Genomic DNA, 22,836 nt, shown 5'->3' with positions numbered 1-22,836 from the left:
GGCTCTCGATAGAGTGCCGGGATGGATTGTGAGACCTACCCCCTGAGCTGCAAGCTTGACGAGATCGCATCCGTGCTCGATTCCGCTCCGTCGACATGGGAGGTCGTCAGTCAGATCCTGATCACAGTCGGGGCAGTCGGGGCGGCCGTGTTCGCCCTCTGGGCGCTCGTCCAGAAGCGTGCCTACCAGGCTCGTCCCATCTGGGTTCCGCTCGATGTGGCGTTTGCGGACCCCAAGCATCCCGTTGCTGGCGAAGACTTGCACAACGTCGCTGTGCGCATTGCCAATCATGGAGACGGTGCCGCCTTGAACGTGCAGGGCTACCTCACTCTGAACGGCGAGCGACGAGCCGTCCGAAAACTTCATTTCGCAGCGATCGAACCGGGTGGCCACGTGGAGTTTCGCCGTGGCCGTCTCAGACTGCTCTCCTCGGCGTCCGACGAACGCGTTCAGAGGTACTGGAGCGGTGAGGCGTCTCAGTTCGACTTCGAAGGCGCAATTGCGCATATCGAGTACTCGATGCTCCCCAACCGTAGGAAACGCCTCGTCGCGGACTTCCCGCTCGATGATGTTCAGAAGCTCACGAACGCCGAGTACGACGAGTCGCTTGCTTGGTAGCTTCTCCGTTGGGGTCGCCAGAGGTTCGAGCTCGCGCCGGACGAGAGGCGCACGCCTCAGTCGAGCGCGTAGATGCGCTCCTCGATCTCGGCCTCGCGCGCGTTCGCGAAGCTCGTGACGGCGTCGACCTGACGGAACCCGAGGCGCTCGAGGATCGCGATCGACGGGGCGTTGTCGCTCGCGACCCGCGCGCGCAGCGGTCGCTGCGGCAGGGTGTCGATGAACAGGTGCAGCGCCCGCGTCGCGATGCCCTCGCCCCAGTGGGCGGGGTCGATCCAGCACGTGATCTCGGCGACGCCGTCGTCGAACCACCGGACGACGCTGCCCGTGATCTCGCCGTCGGCCCGCACCGTGCGGGCATCGACCGTCGGGTCGTCGAGGAGTCGTCGCCAGTGGGCGTCGAACATCGCGCGATCGCTCGGGTCGGGCGGGGTGAACGCCGCCATGCGCACGGCGGCTGGATCCTGCTCGAATCGGAACAGAGCGTCGAGATCGCCCACGCGTGTCGCGCGCAGGGTCACGACATGAGGCTCGCCCATGTCATTTCCTCCAGGATGCCGCGGATGGTGCCGTCGGCGGGTCTGCGCCCAGGGATGCGGGCGCTGTGCGGAGTGGAGTTCAGGAGACCGAAGGCGGCGTGTGCCCGGATCCTGAGCTCCGTCTCGGCCCGATCGGGCCGGAGTCTGGCGAGGGTGTCGACCCAGTGCTCGACGTACTGACGCTGGAGGAGGCGCACCTCGTGCCGGGCGCCGAGGTCGAGCTGCTCGAGTTCCCGGTCTTGCACGAGGATCACGTCGGCGTCGCCGAGGGCGAAGTCGACGTGGAACGCGATGAGTTCGCGGAGCTTCGCGGCCGGGTCGGATGTCTCAGCGAGCACCCGCTCAGCGCCGTCGAGCAGCGTGCGGCTCGCACCCTGGAGGATCGCCGCGAGCACGGCGGCCTTGCCCGGGAAATGCCGGTAGACGGCCGGACCGCTCACGCCGACGGCGGCACCGAGGTCTTCGATCGTGACACCGGCGTAGCCCCGCTGCGCGAAGAGGGTCGCGGCCGCGGTGAGGATCGCCTGACGGCGATCGGCCTTCTGCCGGCTGCGCTCGGTCGAGATCGACGTCCCGCCCGCGGTCGTCGCGTCGTCGCGTGCATCGGCGCGTGCATCGCGCGCGCCGCCGATGATCTCGGCCGTGCTCGGTGTGGTTGCCATCTCGGTTAATGCTCGCTAACATCGGGAATCGAGTTAGTGCACACTAACCGAAATCCTGCGCCGGCCACAAGTGGGCGCGCCGTCGACGAAGACTGGTGGCACGAATGCCGATCCTGCAGACGAGCATCGACCCGAGCGGCGATGCCGCGCGATCCAACCTCGCGGCGCACGCCGCGCTCGTCGGCGAGCTGCGCGAACGACTCGCCGCGGCGGCGCTCGGCGGCCCCGCGGCATCCCGCGACCGTCATGTCGCCCGTGGCAAGCTGCTGCCGCGCGACCGGGTCGACCGCCTGCTCGACGAGGGCAGCCCGTTCCTCGAGCTCTCGCCGCTCGCGGCCGAGGGACTCTACGGCGGCGACTCGCCTGGCGCCGGCATCATCACGGGCATCGGCCTCGTGCACGGGCGCCCCGTGCTCGTCGTCTGCAACGACGCGACCGTCAAGGGCGGCACCTACTATCCGATGACGGTGAAGAAGCACCTGCGCGCGCAGGAGGTCGCGAAGGAGCACCGCCTGCCCTGCATCTACCTCGTCGACTCGGGCGGCGCGTTCCTGCCGCTGCAAGACGAGGTGTTCCCCGACCGCGAGCACTTCGGTCGCATCTTCTTCAACCAGGCCCAGCTCTCGTCGATGCGCATCCCGCAGCTCGCGGCCGTGCTCGGCTCCTGCACGGCCGGCGGCGCCTACGTGCCCGCGATGAGCGATGAGACCGTCATCGTGCGCGACCAGGGCACGATCTTCCTCGGCGGCCCGCCGCTCGTGAAGGCCGCGATCGGCGAGGTCGTCACCCCCGAAGAGCTCGGCGGCGGTGACCTGCACTCCCGGGTCTCGGGCGTCACCGACCACCTCGCCGAAGACGACGAGCACGCCCTCGAACTCGTGCGCGACATGGTCGCGACGCTGCCCGAGCCGGCACCTCGGGCATGGGCGGTGCGCGAGCCGCGCCCGCCGGCCGTCGACCCGTCGACGCTCGCCGCCGCCGTTCCAGTCGACGTGCAGCAGCCCTACGACGTGCGCGAGGTCATCGCCAGGCTCGTCGACGGCAGCGAGTTCTCGGAGTTCAAGCGCGAGTACGGCGACACCCTGGTGACGGGCTTCGCGCACATCGACGGCCACCCCGTCGGCATCGTCGCGAACAACGGCGTGCTCTTCTCCGAATCGGCGATGAAGGGCGCGCATTTCATCGAGCTCTGCGACCAGCGCGGCATCCCGCTGCTGTTCCTGCAGAACATCTCGGGCTTCATGGTCGGCCGCGACGCCGAGGCGGGCGGCATCGCCAAGCACGGCGCGAAGATGGTCACCGCCGTCGCGACGACCCGGGTGCCGAAGTTCACGGTCGTGATCGGCGGCTCGTTCGGGGCCGGCAACTACTCGATGTGCGGCCGGGCGTACTCGCCCCGGTTCCTCTGGATGTGGCCGAACGCCCGCATCTCGGTGATGGGCGGCGAGCAGGCGGCATCCGTGCTCTCGACCGTCAAGCGCGACCAGCTCGCGGTCAAGGGCGAGACCTGGTCGGATGCCGCGGAGCAGGCGTTCAAGGATCCGATCCGTGCGCAGTACGACGACCAGGGCAGCCCGTACCACTCGACCGCGCGGCTGTGGGACGACGGCATCATCGCTCCGGAGGACACGCGCACGGTGCTCGCTCTCGCGCTCGAGCTCGCGAGCCGCACCCCGCTGCCCGAGCCGGCCTTCGGGCTGTTCCGCATGTAGCTCGCGCCTCCCGGTTCTGCGATTCCGAGGAGATCGGCGATTCCGAGGATGATCGGGCCGTGGTCGACCCCTCGGAAGTACGAGCGGCGAGGTCAGGACTGCTGCGTGGCTGCAGCCTCGACCTGCCGTATCGCCTCGTCGACGCCGCGGTTCCACGGCGCGCCATGGCCGGGTAGCACCCACGTCGCACCGAGCCCCTCGAGGCGCCGCAGCGACGCGAGCGCCTCGGCGGGATCGTCGGTGAAGGGGGCGGGCTGCGGGCCGGTCGCGCCGGTCAGCACGTGGCGGGTGGTGAGCGCGTCGCCCACGAAGACGGCGTCGACCGACGGCACGTGGATCGCGATGCTGCCGGGGGAGTGTCCGGGCATGCTGATCACGTGCGGCGCACCGGGCAGGTCGAGCACGTCGCCGTCGCTGACGGACACGACTTCGGTCACCGGGGTCGTGTGGAGGCCGTTTCGGGTGAGTGCATACCAGAGGAACTTCGTCGTCGCCCCGAGCTTCATGCCGCCCCACTCGGGCTTCGTCGACTCCTCGCCGCGGGCTCGGGCAGCGTCGGCGGCGTGCACGAAGACCGGCACGCCGTGCTCGCGGCGCAGACGCTCGGCGAAGCCGATGTGATCGGAGTCTCCGTGCGTGAGCACGACGCCGCGGATGTCGCCGAGCGAGCGGCCCATTGCGGCGAGCTCGGCGGTCAGCTCCTTCCATTGCCCCGCGAGCCCCGCGTCGATGACGGTGACGCCCTCGGGGGAGTCGACGAGATAGACGGCGACGATGTCGGAGCCGATGCGGTGGAGGGAGGGGCCGAGCTTCATCAGATGCCTCGCTTGTTCGTGAGCAGATCGTTGATGGCTATGCTACATAGCTATCATGGCTAAGTGCAATAGCCTAGAGTCGAATGGTCGAAAGGACTCCGCCGATGCCGACACCCGAACGCACCTCGCTCGACGCGATCGTCGAGGCCGGGCGAGCCCTCCTCGAGGCCGAGGGGCTCAGTGGACTCACGATGCAGGCGGTCGCCGACCGCGTCGGAGTGCGCGCCCCGTCGCTCTACAAGCGGGTGCGGAACCGTGGCGACCTCGTGCGCCTGATCGCCGCGTCGTCGCTCGCCGAGCTCGGGCGGCGTCTCGACGTCGAGAGCGATCCGGCCTCTGGCGGTACGGCAGGTCGCGATGCGACGCATGCGCCGGGCGAGACGGATGCCGCGGCCGCGACGGATGCTCGGGGTGCCGAGATCGCCGAGATCGCCCGCCTCGCCAGCGTGGTGCGCAGGTTCGCGCACGAGCAGCCGGCAGCGTATCGACTCGTCTTCGCATCGGGAGACGAGTCGGGCCTCGACGTCGAGACGCTGCGCGAGGCCAGTGCGCCGTTGCTCGCCGTCGCCGCCCGCATCGCCGGCCCCGAACATGCACTCGACGCCGCCCGCACGCTCACGGCCTGGGTCACGGGCTTCGTGAGCATGGAACTCTCGGGGGCGTTCCGCCTCGGCGGCGATGTCGACCGGGCGTTCGAGTTCGGCGTCGAACGCCTCGCGGCCGCGCTCATGCCGCGAGCCGGTTGAGTGGCGCGCACGGGTGGGTGGCGCCTTCACACCCGGTTCGCCCTTGTGATTTCAGTTAATGCCCGCTAACATCGACTCCAGTTAGTGCGCGTTAACTGAGTTCGCGCACCTCGAGCGCAGGGAGGCGCGGATGGGCACGGTCGACGTCGTCGATGAGGCACGGTCGACACGTCCCTTCGACCGGGTGCTCGTCGCCAACCGCGGCGAGATCGCGGTGCGGGTGATCCGCACGCTGCGCCGCCTCGGTATCCGCTCGATCGCCGTCTTCTCCGATGCCGATGCCGACGCGCCGCATGTTCGTCTCGCCGACGAGTCGGTGCGCATCGGTCCGGCGCCCGCCGCCGAGAGCTACCTCGACCCCGCGCGCATCATCGCCGCGGCTCGTGCCACGGGCGCCGAGGCGATCCATCCCGGCTACGGCTTCCTCTCCGAGCACGCGGGCTTCGCCGAGGCGTGCCGCGACGCGGGCATCGTCTTCGTCGGCCCCGGCATCGAGGCCCTCGACGTCATGGGCGACAAGATCCGCGCGAAGCGCCACGTCGAGGCGTCCGGTGTGCCGACCGTGCCCGGTGTCTCCGATCCCTCGCTCGACGACGCCGCGCTCGCCGCAGCAGGCGAAGCGGTCGGCTTTCCGCTCCTCGTGAAGCCGAGCGCCGGCGGCGGCGGCAAGGGCATGCAGATCGCCCGCGACGCCCGGGAGCTCGCTGCCGCGATCCCCGCGGCCAGACGCGTCGCGCTTGCCGCGTTCGGCGACGGAACATTGCTGCTCGAGCGGCTCATCGAGCGCCCCCGCCACATCGAGGTGCAGGTGCTCGCCGACGACTTCGGCGCGGTCATCCACCTCGGTGAGCGCGAGTGCTCGCTGCAGCGGCGTCACCAGAAGGTCATCGAGGAGGCGCCCTCGCCCCTCCTCGACGCCGAGACCCGCGCGCGCATCGGGCAGGCCGCGTGCGACGCCGCCCGCAGTGTCGACTACCGCGGCGCCGGCACCGTCGAGTTCCTGGTGTCGGATGCCGCGCCCGACGAGTTCTTCTTCATCGAGATGAACACCCGGCTCCAGGTTGAGCACCCCGTCACCGAGCTCGTGACGGGGGTCGACCTCGTCGAGCAGCAGCTTCGCGTCGCAGCCGGTCAGCCGCTCTCGCTGCGGCAGGCCGACATCCACCTCACCGGCCACGCCATCGAGGCGCGCCTCTACGCCGAGAGCCCCGAGCGCGGCTTCCTGCCGTCAATCGGCGAACTGCTCGTGTGGCGGGAGCCGAGTGGTGCCGGGGTACGCGTCGACGGCGGCATCCGCTCGGGGCAGGAGATCACCGCCGACTACGACCCGATGCTCGCGAAGGTCATCGCGTACGGCTCCGACCGCGCCGACGCGATCGCACGCCTCGACGCGGCGCTCGCCGACACCGTCGTGCTCGGCGTCGAGACGAATCTCGGATTCCTCAGACGGCTCCTCGCCGAACCCGCCGTGCAGCGCGGCGACCTCGACACCGGTCTCATCGATCGCATGCCCGACCCCGAGTCGGATGCCGCGCCGCCCGAGGTGCTGGCAGCGGCGGCGCGGTTCCGCACCACCGAGGCGATCGATGCAGCACGAGCCGCCGGCGCCCATGCCTGGCAGACGGCACGGGGCTGGCGCTTCGGCGGTTCGAGCGCGCATGCCGGTGGCATCGAATCCGGTGCCATCGCGACCGACGCCGACGGCGCCGTCTGGCTGCACGCCCGCTCGGGCATCTGGCGGGTGCCGGCCCCGGGTCGCCGCGCCGCGCTCGATGCCCGGCTCGCCATGATCGAACGGGGCGGCCTCGCCGACCCCGAGCTTCGTGCTCCGATGCCCGGCACCGTCACGGCCGTGCTGGTCGCCGACGGCGACGTGGTCGAGCCGGGCGACGCGGTCGTCGCGATCGAGGCCATGAAGATGGAGCACCGAGTCACGGCATCGGTCGCCGGCGTCGTGCGCCTCGCCGTCGCAGTGGGGGAGCAGGTCTCCCGCGACCAGCCCGTCGCGCGCGTGGAACCGCAGCACGCGGCATCCGACACCGTCATCGCGACGGACGGCGCGAAGCACGCGGCATCCGACACCCCCGTCACCGAACCGTCGAACGCGCCCCACGAAGGGGCGTACCCGACTCCGTCCCACCAGGAATGAGGAGCACCACCGTGAGCACCGAGCTGAGCGCCGAGGAACAGCAGCTGTACGACATGGTCTGCGAGTTCGCCGACACCGTCGTCGCACCGCAGTCGTACGAGGCCGACCGCACCCACACGCTCTCGATGGACGTCGTCGCGCAGATGGGCGACCTCGGGCTCTTCGGCCTGCCCTTCCCCGAAGAGGTCGGCGGCCAGGGCGGCGACTACATGGCGCTCTGCCTCGCGATCGAGGCGCTCGCCCGAGTCGACCAGTCGATCGCCATCACCCTCGAGGCGGCCGTCGGCCTCGGCGCCATGCCGGTGTTCCGCCACGGCACCGACGAGCAGAAGGCCGAGCTGCTGCCCGACCTCGTCGCGGGCCGCGCGCTCGCCGGGTTCGGCCTCACCGAGTCCGAGGCCGGCTCCGACGCGGGTGCCACGCGCACGACCGCGGTGCTGGGCGCCGACGAGTGGGTCGTCAACGGCTCGAAGCAGTTCATCACGAACTCGGGCACGCCCATCACGAGATTCGTCACCGTCACCGCGGTGACCGGCGAGCGCACGCGCCCCGACGGCTCGGTCTCCAAGGAGCTCTCGACGATCATCGTGCCGAACGGTACGCCCGGCTTCACCGTCGACCCGGGGTACGACAAGTCGGGGTGGCGCGCGTCCGACACGCATCCGCTGACCTTCGAGGACGTGCGCGTGCCTGCTGCGAACCTGCTCGGCGAGCGCGGGCGCGGCTTCGCGAACTTCCTCCGCACCCTCGACGAGGGGCGCATCGCGATCGCCGCCCTCGCGACGGGCGTCGCGCAGGGCTGCCTCGACGAGGCACTCGCCTACGCCAAGACCCGCAACGTCTTCGGCGTGCCGATCGCGTCGCACCAGTACATCGCCTTCACGATCGCCCAGATGCAGGCCCGCGTCTACACCTCGCGGCTCGCGTGGCACGACGCCGCCCGGCGGGTCGACGCGGGCATGCCGTTCAAGAAGGAGGCGGCGATGGCCAAGCTCGTCTCGAGTGACGCAGCCATGCTGAACTCGCGCGACGCCACGCAGATCTTCGGCGGCATGGGATTCATGAACGAGTCCCTCGTGGCGAGGCACTACCGTGACTCGAAGATCCTCGAGATCGGCGAGGGCACGAACGAGGTGCAGCTCATGGTCATCGCACGCGAGCTGGGCATCGGCTAGGAGGAACGACGATGACGGATGCTTCGGCAGAACGGGCGCCGCTCCGCGACGTCATGCAGCGCGGGCTCTGGTTCGAGGAGTTCGAGGAGGGCGTGCGCTACCTGCACCGACCGGGCCGCACGGTCACCGAGGCCGACAACGTGCTGTTCACGACGCTCACGATGAATCCGCAGCCGTTGCACCTCGACGCGGCGTGGTCGGCAGAGCAGCCGTTCGGCCAGCGACTCGTGAACTCCCTCTTCACCCTCTCGACGCTCGTCGGCCAGTCGGTCGGCCAGCTCACGCAGGGCACGCTCGTCGCGAACCTCGGGTTCGGCGCCGTCGCCTTCCCGCATCCCGTGTTCGTCGGCGACACCCTCTACGGCGAGAGCGTCGTCGAGTCCAAGCGCGAGTCGGCCTCGCGCCCGGGACAGGGTGTCGTGGTGCTCGCGCACACCGCTCGCAACCAGCACGGAGACGTCGTCGCGACCGCGTCGCGCACCATGCTCGTCTGGCTCCGCGAGGCGGGGGAGCGGTTGCCGGCCGCCGGCGCCAACCAGCCGACCGGCGCCAGCGATGCAGGGGCGAGCGGATGACGCATCCGACCTTCCGCTTCGGCCCGGCGCTGCTCTTCTGCCCGGCCGACCGGCCCGACCGCTTCGCGAAGGCGCTCGATCGTGCTGATGCCGTGATCCTCGACCTCGAAGACGCCGTCGCCGCCGACGCCAAGGCAGCTGCGCGCCGTGCGCTGGTCGGAACGCGGCTCGATCCCGAGCGGGTCATCGTGCGCGTGAACCCGGCCTCGACACCTGAGTTCGCGGACGACCTCGGGGCCCTCGCCGAGACGGCGTATCGCACGGTCATGCTCGCCAAGTGCGAGGGCACGGCCGATCTCGTCGACCTCGCCGAGTTCGAGGTCATCGCGCTCTGCGAGACCGCCCGCGGGGTGCTCGCGGCGGGCGACGTCGCCGCGCTGCCGAATGTGTCGGCGCTCATGTGGGGTGCCGAAGACCTCGTCGCGTCGCTCGGCGGCTCGTCGAGCCGGTTCCCCGACGGCCGATACCGCGACGTCGCGAGGCACGCCAGGTCCCAGGTGTGCCTCGCGGCGGCGGCGCACGATGTCGTCGCAATCGACGCCGTGCACCTCGAGATCGGCGATCTCGACGGGCTCCGGGCCGAGGCCGAAGACGCGGCGGCCGTCGGGTTCGCGGCGACGGCGTGCATCCACCCGGGTCAGATCGAGGTCGTGCGCGAGGCGTATCGACCCGATGCCGAGCAGCTGGAGTGGGCGCGCGCCGTGCTCGAAGCCGCCGAGCAGCAGGGCGGCGTGTTCGCCTTCCGGGGCGGCATGGTCGATGAACCGGTGCTCAGACAGGCCCGCTCCCTCCTCCGCCGGGCCCGAGCCTGAGCGAAACGATTCGATAACGGTTCACCTGCCGTTCCGCGGATCACACCCTCCGAACGTCGATCGAGACGTATTCTCAGAGTCAATCCTGGGGAGGAGGGGAACGTGGCACGACGACACGCCTATCGGGCGAACGAGGCGAGCGGTGCGGGGGCAGCGCTCACGATCGACGAGTCGAGCTCGCTCGATGAGCTGACGCAGCCCGGCGGGTCGGCCTCGGACTCGGCCTCCGACCTCTTCGCGGCGCTCAACGTCGACGTCATCGCGTCGAACCCGCTCTCGGGCCCGATCATCGTGCCGCAGCGGGTGCCGATCGGCGACTCCGGCATCGAGGTGCATCCGCTCGCGCTCGGCGCCAGCACCTTCGGCTGGACCCTCAGCACCGAGCAGGCGTTCGACGTGCTCGACCGCTTCGCCGGACTCGGCGGCTCGCTCGTCGACACCGCCGACAGCTACGCCGCGGGGCGCAGCGAGTCGATCATCGGCAAGTGGATGGACTCTCGCGGCACTCGCGACCGCATGGCCATCGCGACGAAGATCGGCCACCACCCCGACCACCGGGGGCTGTCGCCCGTCGAGATCTCGTCGGCCGTCGACGACTCGCTGCTGCGCCTCGGTGTCGAGCGCATCGACCTGCTCTACTTCCACGGCGACGACACCGAGGTGCCGCTCGAAGAGAGCCTCGGCGCCGTCGACGCGCTCATCACCGCCGGTAAGGTCGGCGCGATCGGCGCCGCGGACTTCACGCCCGATCGGCTGATCGAGGCGCGCGTGCTCGCCGCCAACGGGCTGCCGCGCTTCCAGGCGCTGACGACGAAGTACAACCTGATGGAACGTCGCCCGTTCGAGGGCGCGCCCGAGCTCGTCGCCCACGCGCAGGGCCTCGCCGTGCTGCCCTATTTCGGTCTCGCGAGCGGGTTCCTCGGCGGGCAGGTGCGGCGACGCGCCGACGTGCGTCACGATGCCAGGGGCGAGCGGCAGGCGCGCTACCTCGGTCGTCGCGGCCACCGCGTGTTGGCGGCGGTCGACGAGATCGCCTTCGCGCACGGCGTGCAGCCGGCGACGATCGCGCTCTCGTGGCTGCTGGCCAAGCCCACCGTGGTCGCGCCGGTCGTGAGTGCGAGCCGGCCCGACCACGTCGATGCGCTCATGGCCGCGGCATCCGTCGAACTGCAGCGTTCGGAGATCGTCGAACTCGACCGCGCTTCCGCCTGACGCGCTGAAGCTGCGTCGTGCCCCGGCGCGCCCGGGCGCGAGCCGCCCGAGCGCGCCCGACGCGCGTGGCATAGGCTGATCGGGATGAACGGCGCTGTCGACCTCCCACTCGGCCAGGCCGAGCTCTCCTTCACCGCCGCAGGCGACGCGCGAGTTCGGCGCAGCGTGCTCCCATCGGGGGTGCGAGTGCTCAGCGAACAGGTGCCCGGCAGTCGCAGTGCGACCATCGGCTTCTGGGTCGCGGTCGGCTCCCGAGACGAGCAGCGAGCGGATGCCGCGCACCCCGCGACGTACGGATCGACGCACTTCCTCGAGCATCTGCTGTTCAAGGGCACGGCCACGCGCAGCGCCCTCGACATCGCGATCTCCTTCGACGCCGTCGGCGGCGAGCACAACGCGCTCACGGCGAAGGAGTACACCTGCTATTACGCCAAGGTGCAAGATCGAGACCTGCCGATGGCGGTCGGTGTGCTCGCCGACATGTTCACCTCGTCGCTGCTCGACCCGACCGAGTTCGAGAGCGAGCGCGGGGTCATCCTCGAAGAGCTCTCGATGGCCGGCGATGACCCGGGTGACGTCGCGAACGAGCGCTTCTTCGAGGCGGTGCTCGGCGCCCACCCCCTCGGCCGGCCGATCGGCGGCAGCCCCGAGACCATCCGCAGCGCCACGCGCGACGCCGTGTGGGAGCACTACCGGGCGAACTATCGCCCGCAAGACCTGGTCGTCACGGTCGCAGGGGCCGTCGACCACGACCTGCTGCTGGCCGAGCTCGAGCGGGCACTCGCCGAGGCCGGCTGGGACCCGACGGCCTCGGGCCGCCCGGTCGAACGTCGCTCGGTCGCACCGGCCACCCTCGTGACCGGTCCCGAGGTCACGGTCGTCGCCCGTCCGAACGAGCAGGTCAACCTGTTGCTCGGCGTGCCCGGCCTCGTCGCAACCGACGAGCGGCGCCCGACCATGAGCATGCTGAACGCGATCTTCGGCTCGGGCATGTCGTCACGGCTCTTCCAGCAGGTGCGCGAGCGCCGCGGCCTCGCCTACTCGGTCTACTCCTTCGCGCCGGGGTATTCCGACGCCGGTCTCTTCGGCATGTACGCGGGGTGCGCCCCGGCGAAGGCCGGCACGGTCGCCGCGCTCATGCGCGACGAGCTCGAGCGGCTCGCGGAGCACGGCGTGACCGCCGAAGAGCTCCGCCGCGCCTCCGGACAGCTCGCGGGCGCATCGGCCCTCGCGCTCGAGGACTCCGACACCCGGATGTCTCGGCTCGGCCGAGCCGAACTGACCCTCGGCGAATTCGTCGACCTCGACGAGGCCCTCCGTCGCATCGCCCTCGTCACCGCAGACGACGTGCAGCGACTGGCGGGCGACCTCGTCGCGCGCGCCTTCTCGCTCGTCGCCGTCGGCGCGATCGACGAGGCGGCGTTCACCGGGGCGCCCGCAGCGGTCGCACCGCACTCAGACGTCGCCTGATCGCGACTCCAGCCCCGCATCAGAGGAACCGATACACCGTGGCCCATCACCTCTACCTCGTCCGTCACGGCGAGCAGCTCGACGCCGAGCACGGCTTGCCCGACGGCCCGCTCTCGCCGCGGGGGCGGCGTCAGGCCGAGCTCCTCGCGGAGCGCCTCGGCGGAGTGCCGTTCGACAACGCCTGGCACTCGCCGCTGCAGCGGGCGGCCGAGACGGCGCAGATCATCGCAGCGAAGATGCCGGCGCTGAGCGTCGAGCCCTCGCCGCTGCTGTTCGACTGCGTTCCGACCGGGCCGGCACCTGAGACGCCGAAGGCGTACGACGCCTTCTTCGGTTCCGTCACCGAGGCCGAGATCGAGGCCGGCAGTGCGCAGATGGAGGACGCGGCCTCCGAGTTCCTCCGCTCGCACCGCGAAGACCGGCATGAGCTCCTCATCACCCACAACTTCGTGATCGGATGGTTCGTGCGCGAGGTGCTCGGCGCGCCCGCCTGGCGTTGGGTCTCGATCAACCAGGCGAACTGCGCCCTGACGGTGCTCACCCAGCGGCCCGGCCGGCCGTGGAGCCTCGTCGCCCACAACGACATCTCGCACCTGCCGCCCGAGCTTCGCACGGGCCTCGCGGAGCCCTACGCGATCTGAGCGAGCGGGCGTGCGGTGCGCGTCAGCCGACGCGCTTGCCGTACCAGTTCGTCGCGTTGGGGTTGGCGTTGTAGGGCTCGATGTCGACGTAGCCGCTCGAGCGGTACAGGCCGCCGGCGGCCTCGAGGCTCGCGTTCGTGTCGAGCACGAGCTCCTGCGCGCCGTACTCGACCGCGCGCCGTTCGAGCTCGGCGAGCAGTCGCCGGCCCTCGCCGCCGCCGCGGGCCGCGGGCGCGAGCCAGAGGTGCTTGACCTCGAAGCGCACCTCGAGGGTCTCGGGACGGCGCTGGATGCGTCGCACCCCGCCGCATCCGACCGCCGTGCCCGACTCGTCGACGACGACCAGGAAGACGCCGGCCGGCGGCGTGAACTGCTCGGCCGTCGGCCAGGTCGGGCTGTACTCGCCCTGCGAGGCCGGGAACCCCTGCGCCCGCTCGGCGAAGTAGTCGGCGAGCAGCGCGTGCGCGTCGGCGTCGGTCACTGAGGCGTCTCGGTAGCGCAGCATGACTCAACACTATTTGCGAACGGCAGCGGATGCCGCGTGCTCGGCAATCCCGTCACGGCGGTCGCCCGGCTCCCGCTTGCTAGGGTGAATCCGTGACGATACGGGTCGCCGTGGCGGGAGCCACCGGCAAGATGGGGCAGCTGGCGCTTCGACTGATCGAGGAGGCCGACGACCTCGAGCTGCACGCCGCTCTCGACTCGAAGTCGAGTCTCGACCTCATGCTCGGCGCCGATGTCGCGTTCGACGTCACGCATCCCGGTGCGAGCGCCGAGATCGTCGAGTTCGCCGCCGGAGCTGGCATCCCGATCGTCGTCGGCACCTCCGGTTGGTCGAGCGAGCGCATCTCCGAGATCTCCGCGTTCGTGCGCGGCCACGCCGACGCCGGCGCCGTGCTCTTCGTACCGAACTTCTCGATCGGCAGTGTGCTCGGCACTGCCTTCGCGAAGCTCGCGGCGCCGTTCTTCGACTCGATCGAGATCGTCGAGGCGCACCACGCCGGCAAGGTCGACTCGCCCTCGGGCACGGCCGTGCGCACCGCCGAACTCATCGGCGAAGCCCGCTCGGCGAAGGGCCCCGTCGCAGCGCCGCACGCCGACCAGCGCGCGCGGGGGCAGCTCGTGAGCGGGGTTCCCGTGCACAGCCTGCGCCTCGCCGGTGTCGCGGCCGAGCAGCGTGTCGTCTTCGGCGGCGACGGCGAGACCCTGACGATCACGCACTCCACGCTCTCGCCGAGCTCGTACGAGGCCGGCATCCTGCTCGCGCTCCGCGGCGCCCCCGCGGCATCCGGTGTCACCGTCGGCCTCGACGCCCTGCTCGACCTCGGGCTCCCCGGCACCGCCCGATGACCACGAAGCTCGGCGCGCTCATCATGGCCGCGCTGCTCGTGCTCTACCTCGCGCTTGTCGGATGGCGCGCCGTGCAGTTCATGGCCACAGGGGAGCCGATCGCGATCGCGATGGGCGTCGCGCTCGTCGTGCTGCCGATCGTCGGCCTCTGGGCGCTGTGGCGCGAACTCGAGTTCGGCATCCGCTCGCACGAACTCGTGAAACGGCTGGGCGAAGAGGGCGGGCTCGACCTCGAGCTGCCGCTCATGCCGAGCGGTCGCCCCGAGCGGGCTGCTGCCGGAGCGGCGCTCGACGGCTTCCGCGCGGCCGCTGATGCGACCCCCGAGTCCTGGCAGGCCGCGATGCGGCTCGGCCTCGCGTACGACGCGGCAGGCGATCGCCGCCATGCGCGGCAGGCGGTGCGCCGGGCGATCGAGCTGTCGCGCGAGTCGACCAGCTAACCCGCCGCCGAGCGCGGCACGGCGAGCATCGCGTCGATCGCCGACTCGACCGTGGCGTGCCGGAAACGGTAGCCGTCGTCGATGAGGCGCTGCGGCCGCACCTTCTGGCTCGAGAGCAGCAGTTCATCGGCGGCCAGCCCCAGGGCGAGCTCGAGTAGACGCTCGGGCACTCCGAGGGCATGCGGACGATGCATCCGCTCGGCCATCGCGCCCATCACGCGATCGGCCGTCGCCGGTGTCGGACCGGCGATGTTCACCGGCCCCGACAGCGAGGACCCCAGCAGGTGCACGATGGCACCCACCTCGTCGTCGAGCGCGACCCACGGCCAGTGCTGGCCCCCGGTGCCGAGCCGGGCCGAGACGCCGAGGCGGGTGAGGGTGCCGACGCGCTTCATGGCGCCGCCGTGCCCCACGACCATGCCGCTGCGGAGGACGACGGTGCGCGTCTCTTCAGGGGCGAGCCCGGCCGCGGCCTCCCAGCGGCCGACGACCTCGGCGAGGAAGCCCGTGCCCTGGCTCGAGTACTCGGTCAGCAGCTCGCCCGGACGATCGCCGTAGTACCCGACCGCCGAGGCGTTGAGGAACACCGCCGGCGGCTGCCGGGCCTTCCGCATCGCATCCGCGAGGGTGCGGGTCGCCGTGATGCGGGACTCGAGGATCTCACCGCGGTAGGTCTTCGACCAGGGCAGCTTCGCGAGCGATGCGCCCGAGAGGTTCACGACCGCGTCGACGCGATCCATGACGGTGAAGTCGATGATGCCCGCCGCCGGCGACCAGGACGCCTCGTCGGTGCTCTGTGCGCGTCGGCGCACGAGGCGTACGACATCGTGCCCGTCGCCGGTCAGTGCGGTGACCAGCGCGGTGCCGATGAATCCGGATGCGCCGGCGACGAGTACCCGCATGGATCAGGCGAGTTCGGCTTCGATCGTGATCGGGATGCCGGCGAGCGCCTGCGAGATCGGGCAGTTCTTCTTCGCATCTTCGGCGAGGGTCTCGAACTGCTCTTCGGTGAGGCCGGGCACGCGGGCACTCACGAGCAGGTGACTGCCGAGCACGCCCTTGCCCGCCTCGAACGTGACGGCCGCCGTGGTCTGGATGCTCTCCGCCGGGGTGCCCGCCTGGGCGAGACCGAGCGAGAGCGCCATCGAGAAGCACGAGGAGTGCGCCGCGGCGAGCAGTTCTTCGGGGTTGGTCGTGCCCTCGGCGCCTTCGGAGCGGGCCTTCCAATTGACGGGGAAGGAGGCGAGGCCCGAGGAGTCGAGGGCGACATCGCCCGATCCCTCGAACAGCGTGCCCTTCCAGACGGTGGTCGCTTCACTCGTGACTGCCATGGTTCCTCCTCGTCGAGCCGGGCCCCCAGCCTATCGGCGCGAGGCGGCGCAGGTCAGGTCCCAGGAACGATCCGGGCCCGCGCGAGCAGCAGGTAGATCTGGCAGCCGAGGCAGAAGTCGAAGGCGGCGTTCAGGAACGCCGCGAAGAACGCGATCGCCGCGGCGATGGGTACCGCGTACTCGAGGCCGAGGAGGGAGAGCAGCACCCCGGCGAGGCCGACGGCGAAGCCGATGCCCTGTGCGAAGGTCGGCGGGCGCGGGTCCTCGAGTTCGGCGGGCGGCGCGAGCCGCGGGCGCACGAGCCGCGCGAAGAGCAGACCGTACGGGTGCCGCCGGATACCTGCGAACGCGCCCCAGGCGAAGAGCAGCGTGATCGCGACGAGCAGCCAGAAGGCTGCGGCATCCGCGCCCGCGATCGCGAGCACGACCGTGATGAGCAGCAGGGTCGCCGTGATGGCTGCGCCGAAGCGCGGGCCGCGCGGGTCGATGCCGGGCTGGGCGCGGCCTGCCTCAGATGCCGATTCAGGGGGAGATGACATGGGGGCTCCTCAAGAGGTCGTCGAGTCGTTCGCGCACGGCGGCGGCGCGGGGGCGACCTGCGATGCGGGCGCGCACTGCCCCGTGGGCGTCGAGCAGGAGCGTCGTCGGTGTCTCGGTGACGCGGAAGCGGCCCGCCAGGTCTGGGCGATGGGTGAGATCGACCTCGACGTGCGCCGCGCCATCGTGCTCGCCGGCGAGCTGCGTGAGCAGGCGACCCGTCGCCGGGCAGCGGGCGCAGAACTCGGTCGAGAACTGCACGAGCGTCGCCCGCTCGCCGAACGCCTCGACCCCGAGCTCGGCCGGCCGCACCACGTCGCCGGAACCTGCGCGCGCGACGCCCTGCCGTGCACGCCAGACGAGGCCGAGCGCGGTCGCCGCGGCGACGAGCGCTGCGCCGGTCGCGAGTGCGGGGAGCCAGTCCATGTCGACGAGCGTACGCAGGCCGCGGCGCCCCGAACTGAGTGTGACCGACGATGACGCGGATGCCGCGGCATCCGCTCGCCTTCGCCGAAGTGTCGCCGGTGCGGGTTAGCCTTGTGGGGATGGCCGAGACGATCTCAACTCCGTACGAAGACCTGCTGCGCGACGTGCTCGAACACGGCACCGTCAAGACCGATCGCACGGGCACCGGCACGCGCAGCGTGTTCGGTCGCCAGCTGCGGTTCGACCTCTCCGAGGGCTTCCCGCTCGTCACCACGAAGCGCGTGCACTTCAAGTCGATCGCCTACGAGCTGCTGTGGTTCCTGCAGGGCTCGTCGAACGTCGGCTGGCTGCGCGAGCACGGCGTCACCATCTGGGACGAATGGGCCGATGCCGAAGGCGAGCTCGGCCCCGTCTACGGCGTGCAGTGGCGTTCATGGCCGACGCCCTCGGGCGAGCAGATCGACCAGATCTCCGACGTCATCGAGCAGATCCGCACGAACCCCGACTCGCGCCGGCTCATCGTGTCGGCATGGAACCCCGCTGACATCCCGGCGATGGCACTGGCGCCGTGCCACGCGCTCTTCCAGTTCTACGTGGCCGACGGCAAGCTCTCGTGCCAGCTCTACCAGCGCAGTGCCGACCTCTTCCTCGGCGTGCCGTTCAACATCGCGTCGTACGCGCTGCTGACCCACATGATCGCGGCGCAGACCGGGCTCGAGGTCGGCGACTTCGTCTGGACCGGCGGCGACTGCCACATCTACGACAACCACGTCGAGCAGGTGCGCACGCAGCTCGAGCGCGAGCCGTTCGCGCCGCCGACCCTGCGGCTCGCGCGCACGCCTGACTCGGTCTTCGACTACGAGTACGACGACTTCATCGTCGAGGGCTACCAGCACCACCCGCCGATCCGCGCGGCCGTCGCGGTATGAGCGAAGCGGATACCTCGAGGGTCCCGGATGCCGCTGGGGCCTCTGATGCCTCGGCGGCTTCGGGCCCGGCGGCGCAGGCCTCGCCGAAGCTCGGCCTGATCTGGGCTGAGGCCTACCGCGGCGTGATCGGGGCCGGCGGCGTGATGCCGTGGCACGTGCCCGAAGACCTCGCCCACTTCAAAGAGATCACGCTCGGCAGCCCCGTCGTCATGGGACGCAAGACCTGGGATTCGCTGCCCGAGCGATTCCGCCCGCTGCCGGGCCGCGCGAACATCGTCGTCACCCGTAATGAGGAGTGGGTGGCCGAGGGCGCGACGCGGGCAGGCTCGATCGACGACGGGCTGGCGCTGGCCGCGGCATCCGACCCCGAGTGGATCTGGGCGATCGGCGGCGGCGAGCTCTTCGAGCGGCTCATCGACCGGGCCGACCGCCTCGAGGTCACCGAGCTCGACCTCGACATCCCGGGCGATGCGTATGCCCCCTCGGTCGACATGAGCTGGCGGCTCGTCGAGACCGACGACATGGCATCGCACGTCTCCCGCACGGGCATCGGCTACCGCTTCCGCCGCTACGCCCGCCCCTGACCCTCGGCGCCGCCCGCCCACCGCTGGCCGGCCGCGTCGCTGAGTCGCAGGAAGATTCGGCCGACACGCCGATGACTCGTCGGCGTGTCGCGCAGCTGATCCTGCGACTCGGCGCAGTCCTCGGCAGCGCACTCCGCCTCCCCAGCTCGCTGAGGTGGCCGATCCTCACGAATTCATGCGGTGCGCCCGCCGTCCTCGCAGATACCAGCAGCCTTGGCCCATGCGAGTTCAGCCGTTCGACGTGCGCCGGTGGTGCGAAGAGCTCGGCGGCATCGCGCGCACGGCCGAACTCGCGAGCCTGGGGGTCGACGAGCACTCGCTGAAGGCCGCGGTGCTGAGTGCCGAGGTCATCCGCGTTCGCGAAGGCGTGTACGCGTCCCGTGATACGCCGGCCGAGGTGATCACTGCGGTCGCTCACGGTGGCCGACTCGGATGCCTCAGTCGCCTCAGAGATGCGGAGCTCTGGGTGCTCGATCAGGAGGACCGGCGCGTGCACGTCTCGATGCCGCGCACGGGCCGCTCCAGGCGGCACGACCGCTGTGATTGCATCGTCCACTGGACCGCCGGTCAGGCCACTGGCGGACTCGCCTCGATCGTCGATGCCCTCGCGCAATCGCTCGGTTGTCTCGGCATCGAGGACTTCTTCGTCGCTCTCGAGTCGGCGATGCGCAAACGCCTCATCTCGGTGTCGGGTGTCGCGCGCCTCCGCCAGCTGGTTCCGCAGAAGCGCCGATGGCTCGTCGACTTCGCGCGCTGGGACGCGGACAGCGGGCTCGAATCCCTGTTGCGTCTGCGGTTGCGAGCCCTCGGCATCACCCTCATCTCGCAGGTTGCGATACCGGGCGTCGGCCATGTGGACTTCGTAATCGAGGGCCGGATCGTGCTGGAGGTCGACGGCGTCGCGGGTCACGCGGACGGCGCATCGTCACGGCACAAAGACCTCGTGCGCGATGCCGTCGCGTCGACCTACGGCCTCGAGGCTCTGCGCTTCGACTACGCCATGGTGGTGCACGATTGGCCGCTCGTCGAGGCGGCGATCCTCGCGGCGCTCGAACGCAGTCGTCGCCGCATTCACTGAGTCGCAGGATGAAACGCGCGGCGCGCCGAAGCGCTTCGGCGTGTCGGACGGTTGTTCCTGCGACTCGGTGAACGGGGCCGACCCGATACGCTGGAGGGCGTGACTTCAGAGAATCCCTTCGGACAAGTGCTCGTCGCGCTCGTCACGCCGATGACGGCGGACGGCGAAGTCGATTGGCCCGGGGTCGAGAAGCACATCGACGATGTGATCTCCTCCGGGGCCGACGGCATCGTGGTCACCGGCACCACCGGTGAGACGTCGACCCTCACCGACCCCGAGAAGATCAAGCTCGTCGAGGTCGGCAAAGACGTCGCCGCGGGCCGCGCGAAGATCATCACGGGCGGCGGCTCGAACGAGACCGCGCACGCGATCGAGCTCTACAAGCACAGCGAGCAGGCCGGCGCCGACGGCATCATGATCGTCACGCCGTACTACAACAAGCCGACTCAGGCCGGCATCCTCACGCACTTCCGCATGGTCGCCGACGCCACCGACCTTCCGGTGATCCTCTACGACATCCCGGGTCGCACGGGCGTGCCGATCAAGTACGAGACGATCATCCGGCTCGCCAAGCACCCGAACATCCTCGCCGTGAAAGACGCGAAGGGCGACTTCTCCGAGGTCAGCCGGGTGCTGAACCAGACCGATCTGCTCTACTTCTCGGGCGACGACGCGAACGTGCTGCCGCACCTCTCGATCGGTGCGACCGGGCTCATCGGCATCACCGCGAACATCGCGCCGGCGCCGTACCGCCAGATGATCGACGCGGTGAACGCGGGCGACCTCGCGACGGCGACCGCCGCGCACCAGCAGCTCGAGCCGCTCGTGCGCGCCGTCATGACCCACGTGCCGGGCACCGTCGCCGCGAAGTACATCCTGCACGGCCTCGGCCGCATCGGCAGCCCGCGTGTGCGTCTGCCGCTCGTCGGCCCCGAAGAGTGGGAGGCCGCCCTCATCGAGGACGAGATCGACCACGTGCAGGGCATCCCGGGCGCCGACTTCCACAACTTCCGTCCCGACCGCAACGCCGCCGCCGGCGGCGCGCTGCCGAAGGTCGCGGGAACCACCCGCTGAACGAGCGGATGCCGCGGCGTGCACCTGCCCGCTCCGTCCTCCGCCCCGAGACATCCGCCGATCACAGGGTCGGCACCGAACTGAACACCGCAACAGAAGGAGGGCACATGCCCGACGTCGTCATCGATCCCGCCCCGCTCGAGGCCGGAACGCTCCGCATCATCCCCATCGGCGGCCTGGGGGAGGTCGGCCGCAACATGACCAGTTACGAGATCGACGGCAAGATCCTCATCGTCGACTGCGGCGTGCTCTTCCCCGAAGAGCACCAGCCGGGCGTCGACCTGATCCTGCCCGACTTCGGCTTCCTGAAGTCCCGCATCGACGACGTCGTCGGCGTCGTGCTCACGCACGGCCACGAAGACCACATCGGCGCCGTGCCGTACCTGTTGAAGCTCCGGGGAGACATTCCCCTGATCGGCTCGCAGCTCACGCTCGCGCTCATCGAGGCGAAGCTCAAAGAGCACCGCATCAAGCCCTACACGCTCACGGTGAAAGAGGGCGGGCACGAGCAGATCGGCCCGTTCAGGCTCGAGTTCATCGCCGTCAACCACTCGATCCCCGACGCGCTCGCCGTGGCGATCAAGACCGACGCGGGCACCGTGCTCGCGACCGGCGACTTCAAGATGGACCAGCTGCCGCTCGACGGCCGCCTCACCGACCTGCGCGAGTTCGCGCGCCTCGGTGAAGAGGGCGTCGACGTCTTCATGGTGGACTCCACGAACGCGGATGTCCCGGGCTTCACGCCGCTCGAGCGCTCGATCGGTCCCGTGCTCGACGAGGTCATCAACCGCGCCCCGCGCCGGGTCATCGTCGCGAGCTTCTCGAGCCACGTGCACCGCGTGCAGCAGGTGCTCGACGCCGCGTGGGCGAACCACCGTCGCGTGGCGCTCCTCGGCCGCAGCATGGTGCGCAACATGACGATCGCCGCCGACCTCGGCTACCTGAAGGTGCCCGAGGGCGTGCTGATCGACTACAAGAAGGCCGGCAACGTGCCCGACGACGAGATCGTCTACATGTCGACGGGGTCGCAGGGCGAGCCGATGGCCGTGCTCTCGCGCATGGCCAACCGCGACCACCAGATCGAGATCGGCGAGGGCGACACGGTGATCCTCGCGTCGAGCCTCATCCCGGGCAACGAGAACGCGGTCTACCGCGTGATCGACGGCCTCACGAAGCTCGGCGCGAACGTCGTGCACAAGGCGAACGCGAAGGTGCACGTCTCGGGCCACGCGGCCGCCGGCGAGCTGCTCTACTGCTACAACATCCTGAAGCCGAAGAACGTGCTGCCGATCCACGGCGAGTACCGGCACCTGTTCGCGAACGCGAAACTCGCGCAAGACACCGGCATCCCCGAGAAGAACACCTTCATCGGCGAGAACGGGTCGGTCTACGACCTGCGCGGCGGCGTGCTCAGCCAGGTCGGCCAGCTCGACCTCGGGTTCGTCTACGTCGACGGTTCGACCGTCGGCGAGATCACCGACGCCGACCTGAAGGACCGTCGCATCCTCGCGGAAGAGGGCTTCATCTCGGTCATCGTCGTCGTCGACGCCTCGACGGGCCGGGTCATCACGGGGCCCGAGATCCACGCCCGCGGATTCGCCGAGGACGACTCGGTCTTCGACGACGTCAAGCCGAAGATCATCGACGCCCTCGCCGAGGCCGCCCGCAACGGGGTACGCGACTCGCACGCGCTGTCGCAGATCGTGCGCCGCGTACTCGGCGGCTGGGTCAACCGTCGCCTGCGTCGTCGCCCGATGCTCGTGCCGCTCGTCATCGAGGCGTAGTCCGGCGCTCAGCACGCACGCACCACGCAGCGCGTATCAAGCACGAACGGCCCGTCCTCGGACGGGCCGTTCGGCGTTCCGGGCGGGCGCCGGAGAGCGGGTCTCGGGGATGACCCGGATTCCTCCCCGAGAAGGATTCCGCCGTCGCCGCCGACTCTCTAGGGTGGGGGAGATGCC

25 protein-coding genes are annotated in these 22,836 nt (G+C 70.4%); 17 read left to right on the top strand and 8 right to left on the bottom strand.

Translation table 11 applies throughout. The features are described from left to right. Positions 1-21: 21 nt before the first annotated feature. A complete protein-coding gene (locus VPH61_RS10685; protein WP_332063480.1) occupies positions 22-618 on the top strand; it encodes a hypothetical protein in 597 nt (198 codons plus the stop codon). A gap of 56 nt (positions 619-674) precedes the next feature. Here the strand turns inward: VPH61_RS10685 and VPH61_RS10680 are convergent, their stop codons facing one another. Continuing rightward, positions 675-1,157: a GNAT family N-acetyltransferase gene (locus tag VPH61_RS10680; protein WP_332063479.1), complete on the bottom strand. Its 483-nt coding sequence runs from the start codon at positions 1,155-1,157 to the stop codon at positions 675-677. Then, positions 1,136-1,819, bottom strand: coding sequence for a TetR/AcrR family transcriptional regulator (locus VPH61_RS10675; RefSeq protein WP_332063478.1), 684 nt, complete (start codon positions 1,817-1,819; stop codon positions 1,136-1,138). The genes VPH61_RS10680 and VPH61_RS10675 overlap by 22 nt, the downstream gene beginning before the upstream one ends. Positions 1,820-1,923: 104 nt before the next feature. Between VPH61_RS10675 and VPH61_RS10670 the strand changes: the two genes are divergently transcribed. After that, entirely contained in the window at positions 1,924-3,531 is a 1,608-nt protein-coding gene (locus VPH61_RS10670; RefSeq protein ID WP_332063477.1) for a carboxyl transferase domain-containing protein, read from the top strand. 92 nt (positions 3,532-3,623) lie between these two features. Here the strand turns inward: VPH61_RS10670 and VPH61_RS10665 are convergent, their stop codons facing one another. Continuing rightward, positions 3,624-4,346, bottom strand: coding sequence for an MBL fold metallo-hydrolase (locus tag VPH61_RS10665; RefSeq protein ID WP_332063476.1), 723 nt, complete (start codon positions 4,344-4,346; stop codon positions 3,624-3,626). A gap of 104 nt (positions 4,347-4,450) precedes the next feature. Between VPH61_RS10665 and VPH61_RS10660 the strand changes: the two genes are divergently transcribed. The 8 genes from VPH61_RS10660 to VPH61_RS10625 all read left to right on the top strand — a co-directional run bounded on the left by VPH61_RS10660 (position 4,451) and on the right by VPH61_RS10625 (position 13,126). Beyond that, the gene (locus VPH61_RS10660; RefSeq protein ID WP_332063475.1) at positions 4,451-5,092 is read left to right on the top strand and encodes a TetR/AcrR family transcriptional regulator; all 642 of its coding nucleotides are present in this window, start codon (positions 4,451-4,453) and stop codon (positions 5,090-5,092) included. A 130-nt stretch (positions 5,093-5,222) separates the two neighbouring features. Beyond that, entirely contained in the window at positions 5,223-7,241 is a 2,019-nt protein-coding gene (locus tag VPH61_RS10655) for an acetyl/propionyl/methylcrotonyl-CoA carboxylase subunit alpha (protein WP_332063474.1), read from the top strand. Next, positions 7,238-8,416, top strand: a complete 1,179-nt coding sequence (locus VPH61_RS10650; protein WP_332063473.1) for an acyl-CoA dehydrogenase family protein — start codon at positions 7,238-7,240, stop codon at positions 8,414-8,416. The genes VPH61_RS10655 and VPH61_RS10650 overlap by 4 nt, the downstream gene beginning before the upstream one ends. Before the next feature lie 11 nt (positions 8,417-8,427). After that, positions 8,428-8,991 carry a MaoC family dehydratase gene (locus tag VPH61_RS10645; protein ID WP_332063472.1) on the top strand — a complete coding sequence of 188 codons (564 nt, stop codon included), beginning with the start codon at positions 8,428-8,430 and terminating at the stop codon, positions 8,989-8,991. Then, complete coding sequence (locus tag VPH61_RS10640) at positions 8,988-9,803, top strand: HpcH/HpaI aldolase/citrate lyase family protein (protein ID WP_332063471.1); 816 nt, start codon at positions 8,988-8,990, stop codon at positions 9,801-9,803. The genes VPH61_RS10645 and VPH61_RS10640 overlap by 4 nt, the downstream gene beginning before the upstream one ends. A gap of 102 nt (positions 9,804-9,905) precedes the next feature. Further along, complete coding sequence (locus VPH61_RS10635) at positions 9,906-11,015, top strand: aldo/keto reductase (RefSeq protein WP_332063470.1); 1,110 nt, start codon at positions 9,906-9,908, stop codon at positions 11,013-11,015. Positions 11,016-11,099: 84 nt separating this feature from the next. After that, positions 11,100-12,485 (top strand): M16 family metallopeptidase, encoded by a 1,386-nt coding sequence (locus VPH61_RS10630; RefSeq protein ID WP_332063469.1) that lies wholly within the window; start codon positions 11,100-11,102, stop codon positions 12,483-12,485. A gap of 38 nt (positions 12,486-12,523) precedes the next feature. After that, positions 12,524-13,126, top strand: coding sequence for a histidine phosphatase family protein (locus tag VPH61_RS10625; RefSeq protein ID WP_332063468.1), 603 nt, complete (start codon positions 12,524-12,526; stop codon positions 13,124-13,126). A 22-nt stretch (positions 13,127-13,148) separates the two neighbouring features. Here VPH61_RS10625 and VPH61_RS10620 read toward each other — a convergent pair whose 3' ends face one another. Then, entirely contained in the window at positions 13,149-13,631 is a 483-nt protein-coding gene (locus tag VPH61_RS10620; RefSeq protein WP_332063467.1) for a GNAT family N-acetyltransferase, read from the bottom strand. 92 nt (positions 13,632-13,723) lie between these two features. On the opposite strand from VPH61_RS10620, the gene dapB reads away from it, so the two are divergent. Together dapB and VPH61_RS10610 are read left to right on the top strand one after the other, a co-directional pair. After that, positions 13,724-14,476, top strand: coding sequence for a 4-hydroxy-tetrahydrodipicolinate reductase (dapB, locus tag VPH61_RS10615; protein ID WP_332063466.1), 753 nt, complete (start codon positions 13,724-13,726; stop codon positions 14,474-14,476). Then, positions 14,473-14,916, top strand: a complete 444-nt coding sequence (locus VPH61_RS10610) for a hypothetical protein (RefSeq protein WP_332063465.1) — start codon at positions 14,473-14,475, stop codon at positions 14,914-14,916. Before dapB ends, VPH61_RS10610 begins: the two co-directional genes overlap by 4 nt. On the opposite strand, the gene VPH61_RS10605 is transcribed toward VPH61_RS10610, so the two are convergent. From VPH61_RS10605 to VPH61_RS10590, 4 genes are read right to left on the bottom strand one after another with little or no spacing between them, the layout of a single operon-like run. Beyond that, positions 14,913-15,818 carry a TIGR01777 family oxidoreductase gene (locus VPH61_RS10605; RefSeq protein ID WP_332063464.1) on the bottom strand — a complete coding sequence of 302 codons (906 nt, stop codon included), beginning with the start codon at positions 15,816-15,818 and terminating at the stop codon, positions 14,913-14,915. The genes VPH61_RS10610 and VPH61_RS10605 overlap by 4 nt on opposite strands. Before the next feature lie 3 nt (positions 15,819-15,821). Continuing rightward, complete coding sequence (locus tag VPH61_RS10600; protein ID WP_332063463.1) at positions 15,822-16,247, bottom strand: OsmC family peroxiredoxin; 426 nt, start codon at positions 16,245-16,247, stop codon at positions 15,822-15,824. Between the two features lie 53 nt (positions 16,248-16,300). Then, positions 16,301-16,786 (bottom strand): DUF4395 domain-containing protein, encoded by a 486-nt coding sequence (locus VPH61_RS10595; protein ID WP_332063462.1) that lies wholly within the window; start codon positions 16,784-16,786, stop codon positions 16,301-16,303. Next, the gene (locus VPH61_RS10590) at positions 16,770-17,210 is read right to left on the bottom strand and encodes a TlpA family protein disulfide reductase (RefSeq protein WP_332063461.1); all 441 of its coding nucleotides are present in this window, start codon (positions 17,208-17,210) and stop codon (positions 16,770-16,772) included. The genes VPH61_RS10595 and VPH61_RS10590 overlap by 17 nt, the downstream gene beginning before the upstream one ends. 119 nt (positions 17,211-17,329) lie before the next feature. Between VPH61_RS10590 and VPH61_RS10585 the strand changes: the two genes are divergently transcribed. The 5 genes from VPH61_RS10585 (at position 17,330) to VPH61_RS10565 (ending at position 22,659) form a co-directional block, all read left to right on the top strand. Further along, positions 17,330-18,139, top strand: coding sequence for a thymidylate synthase (locus VPH61_RS10585; protein ID WP_332063460.1), 810 nt, complete (start codon positions 17,330-17,332; stop codon positions 18,137-18,139). Continuing rightward, positions 18,136-18,723 carry a dihydrofolate reductase gene (locus VPH61_RS10580; RefSeq protein ID WP_332063459.1) on the top strand — a complete coding sequence of 196 codons (588 nt, stop codon included), beginning with the start codon at positions 18,136-18,138 and terminating at the stop codon, positions 18,721-18,723. The genes VPH61_RS10585 and VPH61_RS10580 overlap by 4 nt, the downstream gene beginning before the upstream one ends. 220 nt (positions 18,724-18,943) lie before the next feature. Then, positions 18,944-19,801 carry a type IV toxin-antitoxin system AbiEi family antitoxin domain-containing protein gene (locus tag VPH61_RS10575; protein ID WP_332063458.1) on the top strand — a complete coding sequence of 286 codons (858 nt, stop codon included), beginning with the start codon at positions 18,944-18,946 and terminating at the stop codon, positions 19,799-19,801. A 99-nt stretch (positions 19,802-19,900) separates the two neighbouring features. Beyond that, complete coding sequence (gene dapA / locus VPH61_RS10570) at positions 19,901-20,875, top strand: 4-hydroxy-tetrahydrodipicolinate synthase (RefSeq protein ID WP_332063457.1); 975 nt, start codon at positions 19,901-19,903, stop codon at positions 20,873-20,875. 107 nt (positions 20,876-20,982) lie between these two features. Continuing rightward, positions 20,983-22,659, top strand: a complete 1,677-nt coding sequence (locus VPH61_RS10565; RefSeq protein ID WP_332063456.1) for a ribonuclease J — start codon at positions 20,983-20,985, stop codon at positions 22,657-22,659. Positions 22,660-22,836: the final 177 nt, after the last annotated feature.

It is taken from the genome of Agromyces sp. CCNWLW203, assembly GCF_036576125.1.
Lineage (GTDB): Bacteria > Actinomycetota > Actinomycetes > Actinomycetales > Microbacteriaceae > Agromyces.
Note: the sequence above shows the minus strand (reverse complement) of the source record. Positions and strands in the feature narration are given on the sequence as shown.